At 72.0% G+C, this 16,805-nt stretch carries 15 protein-coding genes; 13 read left to right on the top strand and 2 right to left on the bottom strand.

The annotated features are described in order from the left end of the window. Positions 1–129: 129 nt before the first annotated feature. From Q0444_RS04950 to Q0444_RS04925, 6 genes are all read left to right on the top strand, one after another. On the top strand, positions 130–1,761 hold the full coding sequence (locus tag Q0444_RS04950; RefSeq protein ID WP_299021856.1) for an AMP-binding protein: 1,632 nt from the start codon (positions 130–132) through the stop codon (positions 1,759–1,761). 122 nt (positions 1,762–1,883) lie between these two features. Then, positions 1,884–2,669, top strand: coding sequence for an electron transfer flavoprotein subunit beta/FixA family protein (locus Q0444_RS04945; RefSeq protein WP_291080598.1), 786 nt, complete (start codon positions 1,884–1,886; stop codon positions 2,667–2,669). 51 nt (positions 2,670–2,720) lie between these two features. Beyond that, entirely contained in the window at positions 2,721–3,671 is a 951-nt protein-coding gene (locus Q0444_RS04940; RefSeq protein ID WP_291080600.1) for an electron transfer flavoprotein subunit alpha/FixB family protein, read from the top strand. Positions 3,672–3,754: 83 nt separating this feature from the next. Further along, positions 3,755–4,951, top strand: coding sequence for a cysteine desulfurase family protein (locus tag Q0444_RS04935; protein WP_291080602.1), 1,197 nt, complete (start codon positions 3,755–3,757; stop codon positions 4,949–4,951). Beyond that, a complete protein-coding gene (gene mnmA, locus Q0444_RS04930; protein ID WP_291080604.1) occupies positions 4,948–6,078 on the top strand; it encodes a tRNA 2-thiouridine(34) synthase MnmA in 1,131 nt (376 codons plus the stop codon). The genes Q0444_RS04935 and mnmA overlap by 4 nt, the downstream gene beginning before the upstream one ends. Positions 6,079–6,113: 35 nt before the next feature. Next, entirely contained in the window at positions 6,114–7,157 is a 1,044-nt protein-coding gene (locus Q0444_RS04925) for a cobalamin-independent methionine synthase (protein ID WP_299021851.1), read from the top strand. 10 nt (positions 7,158–7,167) lie between these two features. Here Q0444_RS04925 and Q0444_RS04920 read toward each other — a convergent pair whose 3' ends face one another. Beyond that, positions 7,168–7,863, bottom strand: a complete 696-nt coding sequence (locus Q0444_RS04920) for an exonuclease domain-containing protein (protein WP_291080608.1) — start codon at positions 7,861–7,863, stop codon at positions 7,168–7,170. Positions 7,864–7,922: 59 nt separating this feature from the next. On the opposite strand from Q0444_RS04920, the gene ligA reads away from it, so the two are divergent. Beyond that, positions 7,923–10,103, top strand: a complete 2,181-nt coding sequence (gene ligA, locus Q0444_RS04915) for an NAD-dependent DNA ligase LigA (RefSeq protein WP_299021847.1) — start codon at positions 7,923–7,925, stop codon at positions 10,101–10,103. A gap of 225 nt (positions 10,104–10,328) precedes the next feature. Here ligA and Q0444_RS04910 read toward each other — a convergent pair whose 3' ends face one another. After that, positions 10,329–10,979: an amino acid-binding protein gene (locus tag Q0444_RS04910; protein ID WP_299021845.1), complete on the bottom strand. Its 651-nt coding sequence runs from the start codon at positions 10,977–10,979 to the stop codon at positions 10,329–10,331. 77 nt (positions 10,980–11,056) lie between these two features. Here Q0444_RS04910 and gatC point away from each other — a divergent pair, with 77 nt between their 5' ends. The 6 genes from gatC to gatB are packed head-to-tail and all read left to right on the top strand — an operon-like array spanning position 11,057 to position 16,760. Beyond that, on the top strand, positions 11,057–11,356 hold the full coding sequence (gene gatC / locus Q0444_RS04905) for an Asp-tRNA(Asn)/Glu-tRNA(Gln) amidotransferase subunit GatC (protein ID WP_299021842.1): 300 nt from the start codon (positions 11,057–11,059) through the stop codon (positions 11,354–11,356). Continuing rightward, positions 11,353–12,807: an Asp-tRNA(Asn)/Glu-tRNA(Gln) amidotransferase subunit GatA gene (gatA, locus tag Q0444_RS04900; RefSeq protein WP_299021837.1), complete on the top strand. Its 1,455-nt coding sequence runs from the start codon at positions 11,353–11,355 to the stop codon at positions 12,805–12,807. The genes gatC and gatA overlap by 4 nt, the downstream gene beginning before the upstream one ends. Then, on the top strand, positions 12,804–13,658 hold the full coding sequence (locus Q0444_RS04895; protein WP_299021835.1) for an MFS transporter: 855 nt from the start codon (positions 12,804–12,806) through the stop codon (positions 13,656–13,658). The genes gatA and Q0444_RS04895 overlap by 4 nt, the downstream gene beginning before the upstream one ends. Then, positions 13,646–14,188: an MFS transporter gene (locus Q0444_RS04890; RefSeq protein WP_299021833.1), complete on the top strand. Its 543-nt coding sequence runs from the start codon at positions 13,646–13,648 to the stop codon at positions 14,186–14,188. The genes Q0444_RS04895 and Q0444_RS04890 overlap by 13 nt, the downstream gene beginning before the upstream one ends. A 45-nt stretch (positions 14,189–14,233) precedes the next feature. After that, positions 14,234–15,268: an ATP-dependent 6-phosphofructokinase gene (locus Q0444_RS04885; RefSeq protein ID WP_299021831.1), complete on the top strand. Its 1,035-nt coding sequence runs from the start codon at positions 14,234–14,236 to the stop codon at positions 15,266–15,268. A 10-nt stretch (positions 15,269–15,278) separates the two neighbouring features. Then, positions 15,279–16,760: an Asp-tRNA(Asn)/Glu-tRNA(Gln) amidotransferase subunit GatB gene (gene gatB / locus Q0444_RS04880; protein WP_299021829.1), complete on the top strand. Its 1,482-nt coding sequence runs from the start codon at positions 15,279–15,281 to the stop codon at positions 16,758–16,760. Positions 16,761–16,805 lie beyond the last annotated feature (45 nt).

Raw genomic sequence — 16,805 nt, 5'->3', positions numbered from 1 at the left:
TCGGCGGCCGCGCCCCGACCCCGGAGGGCGTCGCCAGGGGGATGTCCGGGGATCGCCGGGCGACCGCCGGCCGGCGCGGTTACGGTGACCGGTATCACCCCCCGACCACGAGAGGCGGTCCACACCGCGATGACAGCCGATTCCGGACTCGACACCGCCCTCACCCCGCTTGGCTTCCTCGAGAGGGCGGCTCGGGTGGCGCCCGACGCGACCGCGGTGGTGGACGGACCCCGCCGGCAGACCTACGCCGAGTTCGCCGACCGCGCCACGCGGCTCGCCGCGCTCCTGCGGGTGCGGGGTGTGGCCCGCGGCGACCGGGTGGGGGTGCTCGCACCGAACTCCGCGGAGGCCCTCCTGGCGCAGTTCGCCGTGCCGCTCGCCGGCGCGGCGGTGGTCGCCCTCAACACCCGTCTCGCCCCGGCGGAGATCGCCTACATCGTCGACCATTCGGGGATCGGGGTGCTGATTGCGGATGCCGAGCTCCTGGCCGGCCTCGGTGACGAGGTGCCGGAGTCGATCAGGCTGATCCTGGTGGCGCCCGACGCGGACGGGACGCAACCGGACCCGGCGCGCTTCGGCCCCCGCGCGGAGGCGCTCGAGGACGAGCTGGCGCTCGCCTCGCCGCAGCCGGTGTCCTGGGCGGTCTCGGACGAGGACGCCGTCATCGCCGTCAACTACACCTCGGGCACCACGGGTCGCCCCAAGGGCGTGATGTACACCCACCGCGGCGCCTACCTCAACGCGCTCGGCGAGATCATCACCCAGGGCCTCGACCACCGCTCGCGCTACCTGTGGACGCTCCCGATGTTCCACTGCAACGGCTGGTGCACGACGTGGGCCCTGACCGGCGCGATGGGAACCCACGTGTGCCTGCGCGCCGTGCGGGGGGACGAGATCTGGAGACTGTTCGACGACGAGGGCGTCAACCGCCTGGCCGGCGCCCCGGCCGTGTTGTCCACGATCGCGGACGACCCGGCGGCCCGGCCGACCGAGGGGATCCGGATGATCACCGCCGGCGCCCCGCCCTCGCCCACGATCCTGCGGCGCTTCGAGGAGCTCGGGATCGACGTCACCCAGGTCTACGGGCTCACCGAGACGTACGGGCCGTTCACGGTCTGCGCGCCGCAGCCGGGCTGGGCGGACCTGGACCCGGACGAGCGCGCGGGGCTCAAGTCCCGGCAGGGGGTGGCCATGATCCACGCGGACACCGTCCGCGTGGTGGAGCGCACCACGCCCGGCGAGACGCACCTGGTCGACGTCCCCGCCGACGGCGTGACGATGGGCGAGGTCGTCATGACCGGCAACGGCGTGATGAAGGGCTACTTCGCCGACCCCGACGCCACCGCGACGGCGTTCGCCGGCGGCTGGTTCCACTCGGGCGACCTCGGGGTCATGCACCCGGACGGCTACGTCCAGCTGCTCGACCGGGCCAAGGACGTCGTGGTCTCCGGCGGCGAGAACATCTCGACGATCGAGGTCGAGCAGGCGATCGTGTCGCATCCCGACGTGGTGGACTGCGCGGTGGTCTCGATGCCGGACGAGAAGTGGGGAGAGCGGCCGAAGGCCTACGTGGTGGTCAGGCCGGGCTCCGACCTCGACTCCGACGGTGTGATCGCGCACTGCCGCACCAGGATCGCGCGCTACAAGGTGCCGGGCGCGGTGGAGCTCACCGAGGCGCTGCCGCGCACCTCCACCGGGAAGGTGCGCAAGAACGAGCTCCGCGACGCGGCGTGGTCTGGGTGGGAGAAGCGCATCAACTGACAGCCCCGACCCTGCGGCGTCGGGCCGAGTGACGTTATTGTGTCTCGCAGGACCACAATCCGGTGCGCCCGGCCAGTTCGGACCGCACCCAGCCCCGACTCGCAGGAGGTCGACGCAGGCCCATGACGAACATCGTCGTACTGATCAAGCAGGTTCCGGACACCTACTCGGAGCGCAAGCTCTCCGACGGTGACTACACCCTGGACCGTGAGGCCGCGGACGCGGTCCTGGACGAGATCAACGAGAAGGCCGTTGAGCAGGCTCTCCAGATCAAGGAGGCCAACGGCGGCGAGGTGACCGTCCTGTGCGCCGGTCCCGACCGCGCGACCGAGGCCATCCGCAAGGCCCTGTCCATGGGCGCGGACAAGGCGGTCCACCTCAACGACGAGGCGCTCCACGGCTCCGACGTCGTCCAGACCGCGTGGGCCATCGCGAACGTCCTCGGCACCATCGAGGGCACCGAGCTGGTCGTCTGCGGCAACGAGGCCACCGACGGTCGGATGGGCGCCGTCCCCGCCATCATCGCCGAGTACCTCGGCCTGCCGCAGCTCACCCACATGCGCACCCTCGAGATCTCCGGCGACACCGTCAAGGGCGAGCGGGAGACCGACGAGGGGCTGTTCGAGGTCGAGGCCACCCTGCCCTGCGTCGTCTCCGTGGGCGAGAAGATCAACGAGCCGCGCTTCCCGTCCTTCAAGGGGATCATGGCCGCCAAGAAGAAGCCGGTCGAGACCCTGACGCTGGCCGACACCAACGTCGAGGCCGGCCAGGTCGGCAAGGACAACGCCGCCTCCACGGTCACCGCGTCCACCCCCAAGCCGCCGCGCAGCGCCGGCGAGAAGGTGGCCGACGAGGGCGAGGGCGGCAACGACGTCGCCAAGTACCTCGTGGCGCAGAAGCTCATCTGACCCGGGCTCACCCGACCGACTCACACCAGTTTCTTTCAAGGAGAACCCACCATGGCTGAAGTCCTCGTCGCGGTCGAGCACGTCGACGGCGAACTGAAGAAGGTCACCCTCGAGCTCATCACCGCGGCCCGCGCGCTCGGTGAGCCGTCCGCCGTCGTGTTCGGCGAGACCGGCACCGCCGCCGCGCTCACCGACGCGCTCAAGGAGGCCGGCGCGGAGAAGATCTACGTCGCCGAGGGTGACGCGGTCCAGAACTACCTCGTCACCCCGAAGGTCGACGTCCTGGCCGGGCTGGCCGAGCAGGGTGCGGCCGCGGTCGTCCTGGCCGCCACGTTCGAGGGCAAGGAGGTGGCGGGTCGCCTCGCCGCCCGCACCGGCTCCGGGATCCTCGGGGACGTCGTGGAGATCAGGGAGGACGGCTCGGCCGTCCACTCGATCTTCGGTGGGGCGTTCACCGTCGACGCGACCGTCTCCGGTGACACCCCCGTCTACACCCTGCGTCCGGGCGCGGTCGAGGCCGCTCCGTCCGCCGGCGCGGGCGAGGTCGTCGAGGTCCAGGTCCCCGAGCCCGAGAACGCCGCCAGGGTGATCTCGCGCAACCCGATCGTCGGTGGCGACCGCCCCGAGCTGACCGAGGCTTCCGTCGTCGTCTCCGGCGGGCGTGGCGTCGGTTCGGCGGAGAAGTTCGAGGAGGTCGTCGAGCCGCTCGCCGACTCGCTCAAGGCCGCCGTCGGCGCGTCCCGCGCGGCCGTCGACTCGGGCTACTACCCGGGGCAGTTCCAGGTCGGCCAGACCGGCAAGACCGTGTCGCCCCAGCTGTACATCGCCCTCGGCATCTCGGGCGCGATCCAGCACCGCGCCGGAATGCAGACCTCCAAGACGATCGTCGCCGTGAACAAGGACGAGGAGGCCCCGATCTTCGAGATCGCGGACTACGGGATCGTCGGCGACCTGTTCAACGTCGCCCCGCAGCTCACCGAGGCCATCAACGCCCGTAAGTGAGTCCGACACGCCAGTGTCGCCCGGACCCCGGTACCCCTGCGGTGCCGGGGTCCGGCGCATTCGGGCGTATCCTTGCCGACGACATGCTCACGACCCGCACCGCGCACTACCTGGACCACGCCGCGACCACCCCGATGCGTCCGTCGGCCATCGCGGCCTACGCCGAGGCGGCCTCCACCGTCGGCAACGCCTCCTCGCTCCACGGGGCGGGGCGCCGCGCCCGCCGCCGGGTGGAGGAGGCCCGCGAGTCCCTCGCCGCGCACCTGGGGTGCAGGCCCTCGGAGGTCGTGTTCACCTCCGGCGGGACCGAATCCGACAATCTCGCCGTGCTGGGTCAGGCGGCCGCCGCCGGCGGTGGCGTGGTGGCCGTCGGCGCGACGGAGCACCACTCCGTGCTCGACTCGGCGGCCCATCTGGCCACCGACCGCGGCGGCCGGATGGACGTCCGGGTGCTGCCGGTGGACGGACGTGGCGCCGTCACCCCGGGCGCGGTCCGCGAGCTGGTCGACGAGGTCGGTGCGCGTCTGGCGCTGGTCGCGGTGATGCTCGGGAACAACGAGATCGGCACCATCACCGACGTGGCGGGGGTCGCCGCGGTGGCCCGGGCCGCCGGGGCGGCCGTCCACACCGACGCCGTCCAGGCCGTCGGCCACGTGCCGGTGGACTTCCAGACGCTCGGCGCCACCTCGCTGAGCCTGTCCGCCCACAAGTTCGGCGGGCCTCTGGGCGTGGGGGCACTGCTCATCGACCGGGGTGCCGACTGCCTGCCGGTCAGCTTCGGCGGTGGGCAGGAGCGGGATCTGCGATCGGGTTCGGTCGACGTCCCGGGCGTCGTGGCGATGGCCGTGGCCCTCGACGAGGCGGTGCGGGAGATGGAGACCGAGGCTCGTCGACTGACGGGGCTGCGCGAGCGCCTCGTCGAGGGTGTGCGGGCCTCGGTTCCCGGTGTGATCGCCAACGGGGGCGGGGACCGGCTGCCGGGGATCGCCAACCTCACGTTCCCGGGCTGCTCCGGCGAGTCCCTCATCCTCCTGCTCGACGCGGCCGGCGTCGAGTGCTCCACCGGATCCGCGTGCACGGCGGGGGTCGCCGAGCCGAGTCACGTGTTGCTGGCGCTCGGTGCGGACGACTCCGCCGCGCGGAGCAGCCTCCGACTGAGCCTGGGATACACCAGCACCGAGGCCGACGTGGATGCCGCGATCGCCGCGCTGGTCCCCGCCGTCGACCGCGCGCGGATCGCGGGGCTCGGGATGCCGCGGACCGGGGCGGCGGCGTCGTGAGGGTCCTCGCGGCGATGAGCGGGGGGGTGGACTCGGCGGTGGCCGCGGCCCGGGCCGTGGCGGCGGGCCACGAGGTGGTGGGCGTGCACCTCGCGCTGAGCGCGGATCCGGCCACCCTCCGGACGGGCTCACGGGGCTGTTGCTCACGCGAGGACGCCGGCGACGCCCGCCGGGTCGCGGATCTCCTGGGCATCCCCTTCTACGTGTGGGACTTCGCCGAGCGGTTCCGGGCCGACGTCATCGACGACTTCGTGGAGTCCTACGCCCGCGGAGAGACCCCCAACCCGTGCCTGCGGTGCAACGAGCGCATCAAGTTCGAGGCGCTCCTCGACCGCGGGACGGCTCTGGGGTTCGACGCGGTGGCCACCGGGCACTACGCGCGGCTCTCGACAGAGGAGCTGCCCGACGGCTCCCGGCGTCCCGTCCTCCGACGTGCGGTCGATCCCGGCAAGGACCAGTCCTACGTGCTCGGGGTGCTCACCCCCGAGCAGCTCGCCCATTCGATGTTCCCCCTGGGGGACTCGCTCAAGTCCGAGGTCCGGGCGGAGGCCGAGGCGGCGGGTCTCCCCGTGGCGTCCAAGCCCGACAGTCACGACATCTGCTTCATCCCCTCCGGTGACACCCGGGCCTTCCTCGGCGCCCGGATCGGCCTGCGCCCCGGAGCCGTGGTCGACGCCGACACCGGTGACGAACTCGGGCGGCACGAGGGCGTGTACGGGTTCACCATCGGTCAGCGCAAGGGGCTCGGACTCGAGGGGCCCGCCGCCGACGGCCGCCCCCGCTACGTCACCGCGATCGACGCCGACACGGGCACCGTGACGGTCGGAGGGTCGGATCACCTGCTCTCCGCGAGCATGACCGCGTCCTCGCCCTACTGGTTGGTCGACGACGACATCCGCGAGACCCGATGCCAGGTACAGATCCGCGCCCACGGCGAGGCGACCCCGGGCCTCGTCAGGCGCATCGGGGACGGGCCGGACGCGCGGCTCGAGATCGCCCTCGACCAGCCGGTGCGCGGCGTGGCCCCGGGGCAGGCGGCCGTCCTCTACCGGCCGGAGCCCGAGGGCGATCGCGTGCTCGGCAGCGGGACCATCACCGCCGCTGTCCCGATCGCGCACACGCCGTGACCCCGGTGTCCACCGCCCACACCGGCCCCGGTCCCATGCCCGGCACGGATCCCCGTGAGGCCGCGCGCGTCGTGGTGGGGGAGTGCCACGCGATGCCGTTCCTCGCCGAGCTCCCCGACCGCGGCCCGGCCGCCGACCAGACCGGGCGGACCCTCGCGCTGCTCGCCGACCTTCCCGTCGACATCTCCACCCGCGGCTGGCGTCTCGCGACGTCGCCGGGGAGGCTCGCCCGGACGGCGTCCGACCTGCTCGACCGGGACCTGGACGCGCTCGAGGAGGCCGACGAGGTGGCGAGGGATCCCGAGGGCGACCCCGCCCCCGCGGATCGCCGACTGCAGGTCCGGGTGCTCGGCCCGTGGTCCCTCGCCGCTCGGCTCGAGCTCCCCGGCGGCCTGCCGGTTCTCACCGACCGCGGCGCCCGACGGGACCTGGCCGGGTCGCTGGCGGAGGGGGTCGCCGAGGGAGTCGTCCGCCTGGCCGGCCGCCTGGGTGCGGGGGCCCGGATCCTGCTCGACGAGCCGATGCTCTGGCACGTCGCAGCCGGAACAGTGGCCGGACCGAGCCGTTTCGATCCGATCGCGGCCGTGCCGGAGGACCAGCTCTCCTTGACCCTGTGCCGCTTCGGTGACGCTCTCCGCCGCGCGGGGGTGGCGGACGTGGTGATCCGGGTACCGGCCGGGGTCGAGGGGGAGGCGCCCGCGAGGTGGGCCGTGGTCGCGGAGACCCCGAGGGACGAGACCCCGCTCGACGGGCTCTGCGTGCCCGCCGGCCTGCTCCATTCGGGCCTGTCCCACTCCGCGCTCGACGCCGCGGGCACCGTCCTGAGCGACGGCAGGACGCTCCACCTCGAGGGACTCCCCGGGACGCCCCGTCCCCCTCGGACGAGCGGGGACGTCGAACGGTCCGTGTCCGCGGTCCTCTCCCTGCTCGAGCGGCTCAGCGCGCACCGGTACGCGGGTCTGTCCCAGTTGGTCCTCACCCCGACCGTGGACGACATGACCTCCGGGCGGCTCACCCCGGCCCAGGCTCTGGCCGCGGTGCGGCGCGTGGCGGAGGGCGCGCCCCGCTTGGCCGAGTAGCGGTGATCACCTAGACGGTGGCCACGGGCCACATCGTGTTGACGCCGGAGGGGTCCTTGCCCGTCCGTTCGAGGTAGGCGGCGAAATCGCGTTGCCGCTCCTCGTGCCACCGGGCTTGCTGCGCGTTCACCCGTCGCCAGTCCGCCCCCACCAGGTCGGGAACCTCCCCGAGGAGCTTCCAGGCCAGGCGGGCGGCGGCAACGGCATCCGCCGAGGCGTCGTGCGCGGCGTCCAGCCTCACCCCGTGGTGCGAACACAGGGCGGCGAGGGTGCGCTTGCCCTTCCGGTACGGGTCCGCCGCCCTGTCCACCACATAGGGGTCCACCACGGGCCCGAGCACCTCGAAGGAGGGGTCCCACCGGCGGAGGATGGTGAGGTCGTAGGCCGCGTTGAACACCACCAGTGCCCGGCCCTCCCGCCACCCCGTCCGGATGCCCGCGATGGTCTCCGTCACCACCTCGGCGTGCGGCCGCCCGTGTTCCCTGGCCTGGGCGGTGGTGATCCCGTGCACCGCGGTGGCCCCCTCCGGTATCTCCACCCCCGGATCGGCCATCCAGGTGTGCTCGACCTTGGTGGGGCCGTCGATGGCGACGAGGGCCGAGGTGACGACGTGGGCGGTCCGCGGGTCCGGACCGGTGGTCTCGAGGTCGAACGCGAGCAGTCGGTTCCGGTCGATGGTGACGGGGTTCTGATTCTCCTGGTTCATGGGCTCACCGTAGGCCAGCGCTCCGACACCCCGGGTGCGCGTCGCACTACCCTGTCCTCGTGAGCCAAGCCAGCCAGAGCAACGAGCCCATCGGCACCGGGGACATCCCGCCTGACGCGCGTCAGGCGTGGACCGCGCTCGCGGAGACGGTCCGCGATCACCAGTTCCGCTACTACGTCAAGGACGCACCGGTGGTCTCGGACGCCGAGTTCGACCGACTGTTCGGCGAGCTCGAGGCGCTGGAGGAGGCGCACCCGGGCCTGCGGACCGCGGATTCGCCGACCCAGCTCGTGGGGGGCGGCTTCTCCACGGACTTCGCCCCGGTGGAGCATCTCCAGCGGATGACCAGCCTGGACAACGTGTTCTCCGAGGAGGAGTTGCGTTCCTGGGTGGCCTCCGCGGTCGAGCGGGCCCACGCGTCGGAGAGCGAACTGCGGTTCCTGTGCGAGGTCAAGATCGACGGGGTGGCCCTCGATCTGGTCTACCGCGGCGGGAAGCTGGTCAGCGCCGCGACCCGCGGCGACGGCCGCACCGGCGAGGACGTCACGCTCAACGCGAGGACGATCGAGGACATCCCCGTCACCCTCACCCCCTCGGCAGGCCGGCCCGTGCCCGACCTCCTCGAGGTGAGGGGCGAGGTGTTCTTCCGGCTCGAGGACTTCGCGGAGCTCAACGCCCGCCTGGTGGCCGAGGGCAAGGCGCCGTTCGCCAACCCGCGCAACAGCGCGGCCGGATCACTGCGGCAGAAGAATCCGGCGATCACCGCCCAGCGGCGTCTCGGGATGTACTGCCACGGGCTCGGCGCGGTGGAGGGAACGGGGTTCGACAGTCTCCACGACGTCTATCTCGCGCTGGCGGAGTGGGGCCTTCCGGTCTCGCCCTACACCGAACCCGCCATCGGTGTCGACGAGGTCCTGGAGCGGATGCGCTACTGGGGCGAGCACCGCAACGACCCGGAACACGAGATCGACGGGCTGGTGGTCAAGATCGACGACCGCTCGGTCCAGCGTCGGCTCGGGCAGACCTCGCGCGCCCCCCGGTGGGCGATCGCCTACAAGTACCCACCGGAGGAGGTCATGACCGAACTGCTCGACATCAGGGTCTCGGTGGGCCGCACCGGGCGGGTCACCCCGTTCGCGCACATGGAGCCGGTGACGGTGGCCGGGTCGACGGTCTCGCTGGCGACGCTGCACAACCAGACCGAGGTCAAGCGCAAGGGCGTGCTCATCGGTGACACGGTGGTGATCCGGAAGGCCGGCGACGTCATTCCCGAGGTCCTCGGCCCGGTGGTGGAGCGCCGCGACGGCACCGAGCGCGAGTTCGTCTTTCCCGAACGGTGCCCCGAGTGCGACACGGTCCTGGCCCCGGCCAAGGAGGGCGACGCGGACTGGCGCTGCCCCAATCAACGCTCGTGCCCGGCACAGCTCCGCGAGCGGTTGTTCTACCTCGCCTCACGCAACGCGCTCGACATCGAGGCGCTCGGGTACGAGGGCGCCAGCGACCTGCTGACGAGCGGGGTACTGGACAACGAGGCCGGGCTGTTCGACCTCGGCGAGGCGGAGTTGCTGCGCACCACCCTCTACACCCGGGTGGACAAGGCGACCCGCAGGCAGATCGAGGAGGGTGCCGACGCCGAGCGCACGGTGCTCACCGAGAACGGCCGCAAGCTCCTGGCCAACCTGGCCACCGCCAAGGACCGCCCGCTGTGGCGCGTCCTCGTCGCGCTGTCGATCCGCCACGTCGGGCCCACCGCTGCGCGGGCGTTGGCAACGCGGTTCGGGACGATGGCGGCGATCCGCGCGGCGACCGAGGACGACCTCGCGGAGACCGACGGCGTGGGGGCGATCATCGCCGCGTCGGTGGTCGAGTGGTTCGGCGTGGACTGGCACCGCGAGATCGTCGACCGCTGGGCGGCCGCCGGCGTCGCGATGGCCGACGAGCGCGACGAGTCGATCCCGCGGACCCTGGAGGGCCTGACCATCGTGGCGACGGGCTCCCTCGAGGGATTCACCCGAGACGGCATCAAGGAGGCCATCATCGCCCGCGGGGGCAAGGCCTCCGGCTCGGTGTCCAGGAAGACCGACTACGTGGTGGTGGGGGAGAACCCGGGGTCCAAGGCCGCCAAGGCAGAGGAGCTGGGGCTGACGATCCTCGACGAGGCCGGGTTCGTGTCCCTGCTGGAACACGGTCCGTCACCCTCGGACGAGGACGGGTCCGAGGACGCTCCCGACGAGGGCTGAGGGGTGCGGTCCCGGCGATCCCTGTGCCGAATGCCGGATGCCGGATGCCGGATGCCGGGTGCCGAATGCCGAATGCCGAACGACGGGTGCGCTGCGTCTTGGGACCGTTCCCGCAGCGCGAACCGGCGAAATGCGGGCAGACACGCAGCGCAAGCCGCGGGGGCTGGGCCGCGGGGGCTGGGCGGTGGGGGCTGGGCGGTGGGGGCCGCGGGGTGGGGTGGCGGCTCAGCCGGCGTGGAGGGTGCGCAGGATCCCGGTGAGGTAGCCGAGCCGGGCGATCTCCGACGGCCGGAACGACGGCCCCCCGGGACGGCCCACCACGAGCACGTGCCCGGACGAGAGCGGCGCCGCCGCGAGAGCGGTGTCCAACGCCGTCCATTCCGGGGGCACCTCGTCGTCGTCATCCAGTGGGGTGACCCGCTCGAGGTCCCGGAGCGCGGGGACCTCGCCGCCCTCCCACATGGGCGCGGCGGATCCACGGGCGACGAGACGCCAGGCGTCGCCGTCCGCCCGCACCACGAGAGCCCACCCCACGCGGAGGGCGCCCGGGAGCTCGTCCGCGAGCAACTGCGAGGCGCCCGCGCCCGCACCGGCGACGGCGTCGATGAGCTCGAGCTCGCGGTGCGCGTCGAGGATCCCGCCGAACGGCCGCAGGGAGTCCACCACGACCCCGTCGAGTCGCTCGGCCGCCGTGATCAGCGTGTCGGGGAAGGTCCCGTTGGGGACCTCCACCACGATGTCGTCCACCGCCACGCCGTCGAACCGGTCCACCACGTCGAGGCTGATGATGTCCGCCCCGGCGGTTCCCAGCGCCACCGCGAGCGAACCGAGACTGCCCGGTAGGTCGGGCAGCATGACGCGGAGCAGATAAGACATGGCGCCCATTGTGCCGCACTCACCGGGGCTGACTAGGCTGGGCCGGTACCGACCACGCCACGGAAAGGGGCAGACACGTGACCTCGATCTCACGCGGGGATGTCGCTCATCTGGCCAGGCTCTCCCGCCTGGAACTGAGTGACGCCGAGCTGGATTCGTTCGCACGACAGCTCACCGACATCCTCGACCACGTGCAGGCCGTGTCCGAGGTCGCCGCGGACGACGTCCCGGCGATGAGCCACCCCACCGCCATCTCGAACGTCTACCGGGACGACGTGGTCACCCCCGGCCTCACCCCGGAGCAGGCGCTCGACCAGGCCCCGGCCGCGGACGGCCAGCGCTTCGAGGTCCCGCAGATCCTCGGGGAGGACTCATGACCGAGCTCACCACCGCCACCGCCGCCGACCTCGCGGCGCGGATCGCCGCCCGCGAGGTCTCCTCGGAGGAGGTGACCCGGGCCCACCTCGAGCGGATCGCGGAGGTCGACGGCGAGATCAACGCCTTCCTCCACGTGGGCGCCGACGAGGCCCTCGCGGCGGCCCGAGCCGTCGACGCCCGATTGGCGGCCGGCGAGGAGCTCGGCCCGCTGGCGGGGGTCCCGATCGCCCTCAAGGACGTCTTCACCACGACGGACGCCCCCACCACCTGCGGGTCCCGCATGCTCGAGGGCTACCGCTCGCCCTACGACGCCACGGTCACCACGAGGCTGCGCGAGGCCGGCATCCCGATCCTCGGCAAGACCAACATGGACGAGTTCGCCATGGGGTCCTCGACCGAGAACTCGGCGTACGGTCCGACCCGCAACCCGTGGGACCCGAGCCGCACCCCCGGTGGTTCGGGCGGCGGTTCGGCGGCGGCGTTGGCCTCCCACCAGGCCCCGCTCGCCATCGGCACGGACACCGGCGGGTCGATCCGGCAGCCCGCCGCGCTCACCGCGACCGTCGGCGTGAAGCCCACCTACGGGACCGTCTCGCGGTACGGACTGGTCGCCTGCGCGTCGTCCCTGGATCAGGGCGGCCCGTGCGGCCGCACCGTCGAGGACACGGCGCTGCTGCACCAGGTGATCGCCGGGCACGACCCGCGGGACTCCACCAGTCTCGACGTGGCCGTCCCCGACGTCGTCGCGGCGGCCCGCGTGGGCGCCCGGGGCGACCTGACGGGCGTGCGCGTGGGGGTAGTCTCCGAGCTCTCGGGCGAGGGGTACCAGCCGGGGGTCGAGGCGTCGTTCCGGGCCGCCGTCGACACCCTGCGCGGCCTGGGTGCCGAGGTCGTCGAGGTCTCGTGCCCGAACTTCCGCTACGCCCTGCCCGCGTACTACCTCATCCTCCCGTCCGAGGTCTCGAGCAACCTGGCCCGCTTCGACGCCATGCGCTACGGACTGCGGACCGGCGACGGCTCGGCCGATCAGGTGATGGCGGCCAGTCGCGAGGCGGGCTTCGGTGACGAGGTCAAGCGCCGCATCATGCTCGGCACCTACGCCCTCTCGGCCGGCTACTACGACGCCTTCTACGGCCAGGCGCAGAAGGTGCGCACGCTGATCGCGCGCGACTTCGACGCCGCGTACTCGCAGGTCGACGTCCTGGTCTCGCCGACCACCCCGACCACGGCGTTCCCCCTGGGGGAGAAGGTCGAGGACCCGGTCGCGATGTACCAGTTCGACCTGTGCACCCTGCCGTTGAACCTCGCGGGCCACTGCGGGATGTCGGTGCCCTCCGGTCTGGTCGACGGGCTGCCCGCGGGTCTGCAGATCATGGCGCCGGCGCTGGCGGATGACCGCCTGTACCGGGTCGGCGCCGCCTTCGAGGCCGCGAGGGGCTCGATCGCGTGACCGCCGTCCCCGAGAGGGACGCGTGGAAGGCGCTGATCGCGCTCGTCATCGGGTTCTTCATGATCCTGGTGGACCAAACGATCGTCGCCGTGGCCACCGAGGCCTTTGTCACCCAGCTGGGCGCCACCACCAACCAGGTCATCTGGGTGACGAGCGCCTACCTGTTGGCCTACGTCGTCCCGCTGCTGTTCACCGGGCGCCTGGGCGACCAGGTCGGACCCCGGGCGGTCTCGATCGCCGGCCTGGTGCTCTTCACCGCGGCCTCCCTGTGGTGCGGGCTCGCCGGGAGCGTCGAGACGCTGATCGTCGCGCGCGTGTTCCAGGGGTTCGGCGCGGCGTTGCTGACCCCCCAGTCGCTCAGCGTGATCACCCGGGTGTTCGCGCCGGACCGTCGCGGGGCGGCCATGGGGACCTGGGGCGCGGTCGCGGGGATCGCCTCGGTGGTGGGACCCGTCTTCGGCGGCGTGCTCATCGACGCGTTCGACTGGCGCGCGATCTTCTTCGTCAACATCCCGTTCGGCGTCCTCGCCGTGGTCCTGGTGTGGCTCTGGGTCCCGAGGCTCGAGACCCGGCCGCACACCTACGACGGCACCGGGATCCTGCTGTCCGCGCTCGGCATGTTCCTGCTGGTGTTCGGAATCCAGCAGGGCGAGTCGCACGGGTGGGGCGGCACGACCACCGCGCTCATCGTCGCCGGAGCCGTGGGCCTCGCGGCGTTCGTGTGGTGGCAGACCCGCGTGCGCACTGAGCCACTGGTGCCTCTACGGCTGTTCCGGGATCGCACTTCTCGATCGGCACGTTCGGCGTCTCCACGATCGGCTTCGTCACCGCCGGCACCATGGTTCCGCTGATGTTCTACCTCCAGGGCGTCACCGATCTCAGCCCGACGCGCGCGGGGCTCATGTTGCTGCCGATGGCGCTGATCGCGGGCGTCCTGGCGCCGGTGGTCGGGCGATGGGCCGACAGGGTCGACCCGCGCCTGTTCACCGGGATCGGCTACTTCTCCTACGCCGCCTCGCTGTTCTGGCTGGCGTTGGTCATGGACTCCTCGACTTCCGTTCCGGTGCTCCTCGGCCCGATCGCGCTCATGGGGGTGGCCAACGGGTGTGTGTGGGCGCCGACCTCGTCCACGGCGATGCGCCGGCTCGACCTTGCGTCCGCCGGCGCCGGTTCCGGGGTCTACAACACGACCCGGCAGGTGGGGGCCGTGCTGGGCTCCGCCGCGATCGGCGCGGTCATGCAAGCCCGGCTGGCCGTGCACGGCGACGTCGGACAGGCGGTGGCGGACGCCATGGTCCTGCCCGCGGTGGTGGTCCTGCTCGGCGGCCTCGCCACGATGGCGTTCCGTACCGGTGAACAGTCGGTGAGCGCGGCGCGGTGACCCCCGCCGACCCCTAGACTGCTGTGGAACCGAGAGGAGCTCCACGTGCGTATAGGCGTGCTCACCGCCGGCGGCGACTGCCCCGGACTCAACGCGGTCATCCGCGCGCTGGTCCGGACGGCCCATTCCGAGTACGACTCACCGGTCCTGGGGTTCCAGGACGGGTGGTCGGGGTTGGTCCACGACCGTGCGGTCCCCCTGTTCGACGACGAGGGGATCGATCGCATCCTGCTCCGCGGCGGCACGATCCTCGGGACGGGCAGGCTCAACCCGGACATCCTCACGTCGAGCCTGCCGGAGATCCGCAGGACCATCGAACGCCATTCGCTGGATGCGCTGGTGGCGATCGGTGGCGACGGAACGCTCAAGGCGGCGCGGTGGCTGACGGAGAACGGGATCCCCGTGGTGGGGGTGCCCAAGACCATCGACAACGACGTGGGCGGCACCGACTACACCTTCGGCTTCGACACCGCCGTCTCGATCGCCTCGGACGCGATCGACCGGCTGCACACCACGGCGGAGTCACACGAGCGGGTGATGCTGGTCGAGGTCATGGGGCGACACGCCGGCTGGATCGCCCTCCACGCGGGTCTCGCGTCGGGCGCGCACATGATCGTGATCCCCGAGGTCCCGTTCGACATCGACTACGTGTGCAAGCTGATGAAGCGTCGGTTCCAGATGGGTGAGGCCTACGGGATCTGCGTGGTGGCGGAGGGCGCCACGCCCGCCGCGGGCTCCGGTATGACCCTGCGCGAGGGCGGCATCGATCAGTTCGGGCACGAGGTGTTCACCGGCGTGGCCGACCAGATGGCCGCGGCCATCAAGAAGCGGATGAACCGCGACGTCCGCACCACGGTCCTCGGGCACATCCAGCGCGGCGGCACGCCCACCGCGTACGACCGCGTCCTGGCCACCCGCTTCGGTGTCCACGCCGCCCACGCGGTCCACCGCGGGGACTTCGGGCACATCGTCGCCCTGCGCGGGGAGTCCATCGAGATGGTTCCGGTCGCCGAGGCCGTCGCGGTGCTCAAGACCGTCCCGGTGGACCGCTACCGCGAGGCCGCCTGCCTCTTCGGCTAGATTGTTCCGCATGGAGTTCTCCGAGGTCGTGTCACGTTTCGATCCCGTCATGGGCATGGAGGTGCACGTCGAGCTGCACACTGCCACCAAGATGTTCTGCGGGTGCCCGACCGCGTTCGGGGCCGAGCCCAACACCCAGGTCTGCCCGGTGTGCATCGGGCTGCCGGGTGCGCTGCCGGTGGTCAACCGGCAGGCGGTCGAGTGGGCCATCAAGATCGGGCTCGCCCTGGGGTGTTCGATCGCGCCGTACAGCCGGTTCGCGCGGAAGAACTACTTCTATCCGGACCAGCCGAAGAACTACCAGATCTCGCAGTACGACGAGCCGATCGCACACGACGGATTCCTCGACGTCCAACTCGAGGACGGCACCACGTGGCGGGTCGAGATCGAGCGCGCGCACATGGGGGAGGACACCGGCAAATCGACGCACGTCGGCTCCGCGACGGGCCGGATCCACGGTGCCACCCATTCGCTGCTCGACTTCAACAGGGCCGGCGTCCCGCTCATCGAGATCGTCTCCAAGCCGATCGTCGGGGCGGGGGAGCGCGCGCCGGAGATCGCCAAGGCCTACGTGTCCGCCCTCCGCGACCTCCTCAGGAGCCTCGACGTCTCCGACGTGCGCATGGACCAGGGGTCCATGCGGTGCGACGCCAACGTCTCGCTGATGGCCAAGGGGGCCACCGAGTTCGGTACCCGCACCGAGACGAAGAACGTCAACTCCCTGCGCAGCGTGGAGACCGCCGTCCGCTTCGAGATGTGCCGCCAGGCCGACGTCCTCACCTCCGGCGGTGAGGTGGTCCTCGAGACCAGGCACTTCCACGAGGCCGACGGCAGCACGACAGGGGGCCGCCCCAAGGAGTCCGCGGAGGACTATCGCTACTTCCCCGAACCCGATCTGGCTCCCGTCGAGCCGTCCGAGGAGCTCATCGAGAAGGTCCGCGCCGAGCTGCCCGAGCTGCCGTGGCTCCGCCGCGCGCGCGTGCAGGCGGACTGGGGGGTCTCCGACGAGGAGATGCGTGACCTCGTCAACGCCGGCGCCCTGGACCTGATCCTGGCGACCGTCGACGCGGGGGCGTCCCCGACCGAGGCGCGCTCGTGGTGGGTGTCCTACCTGTCCCAGCAGGCCAACAAGCGGGGCGTGGTCCTTCCGGCGCTGCAGATCACGCCCGCCCAGGTCGCGCGGGTGATCGAGCTCGTGGCCGAGGGCAAGCTCACCAACAAGCTCGGCCGCCACGTGGTGGACGCGATCCTCGACGGCGAGGGTGAGCCCGACCAGATCGTGGCGGACAAGGGCCTCGAGGTGGTCCGTGACGACTCGGCGCTCCAGAAGGCCGTCGACGACGCACTGGCCGCCCAGCCCGACATCGCGGAGAAGATCCGCTCGGGCAAGGTGCAGGCCGCCGGTGCGATCGTCGGGGCCGTCATGAAGGCCACCCGCGGTCAGGCAGACCCCGCACGGGTGAAGGAGCTCGTGATCGCGGCCTGCGGTTAGCGTCTGCGTGTGCGTCGTGTGCTGCCTGGTGGGTTGGTGAGGTGG

The organism is uncultured Dietzia sp. (assembly GCF_937873725.1).
Taxonomy (GTDB): Bacteria; Actinomycetota; Actinomycetes; order Mycobacteriales; family Mycobacteriaceae; genus Dietzia.
Note: the sequence above shows the minus strand (reverse complement) of the source record. Positions and strands in the feature narration are given on the sequence as shown.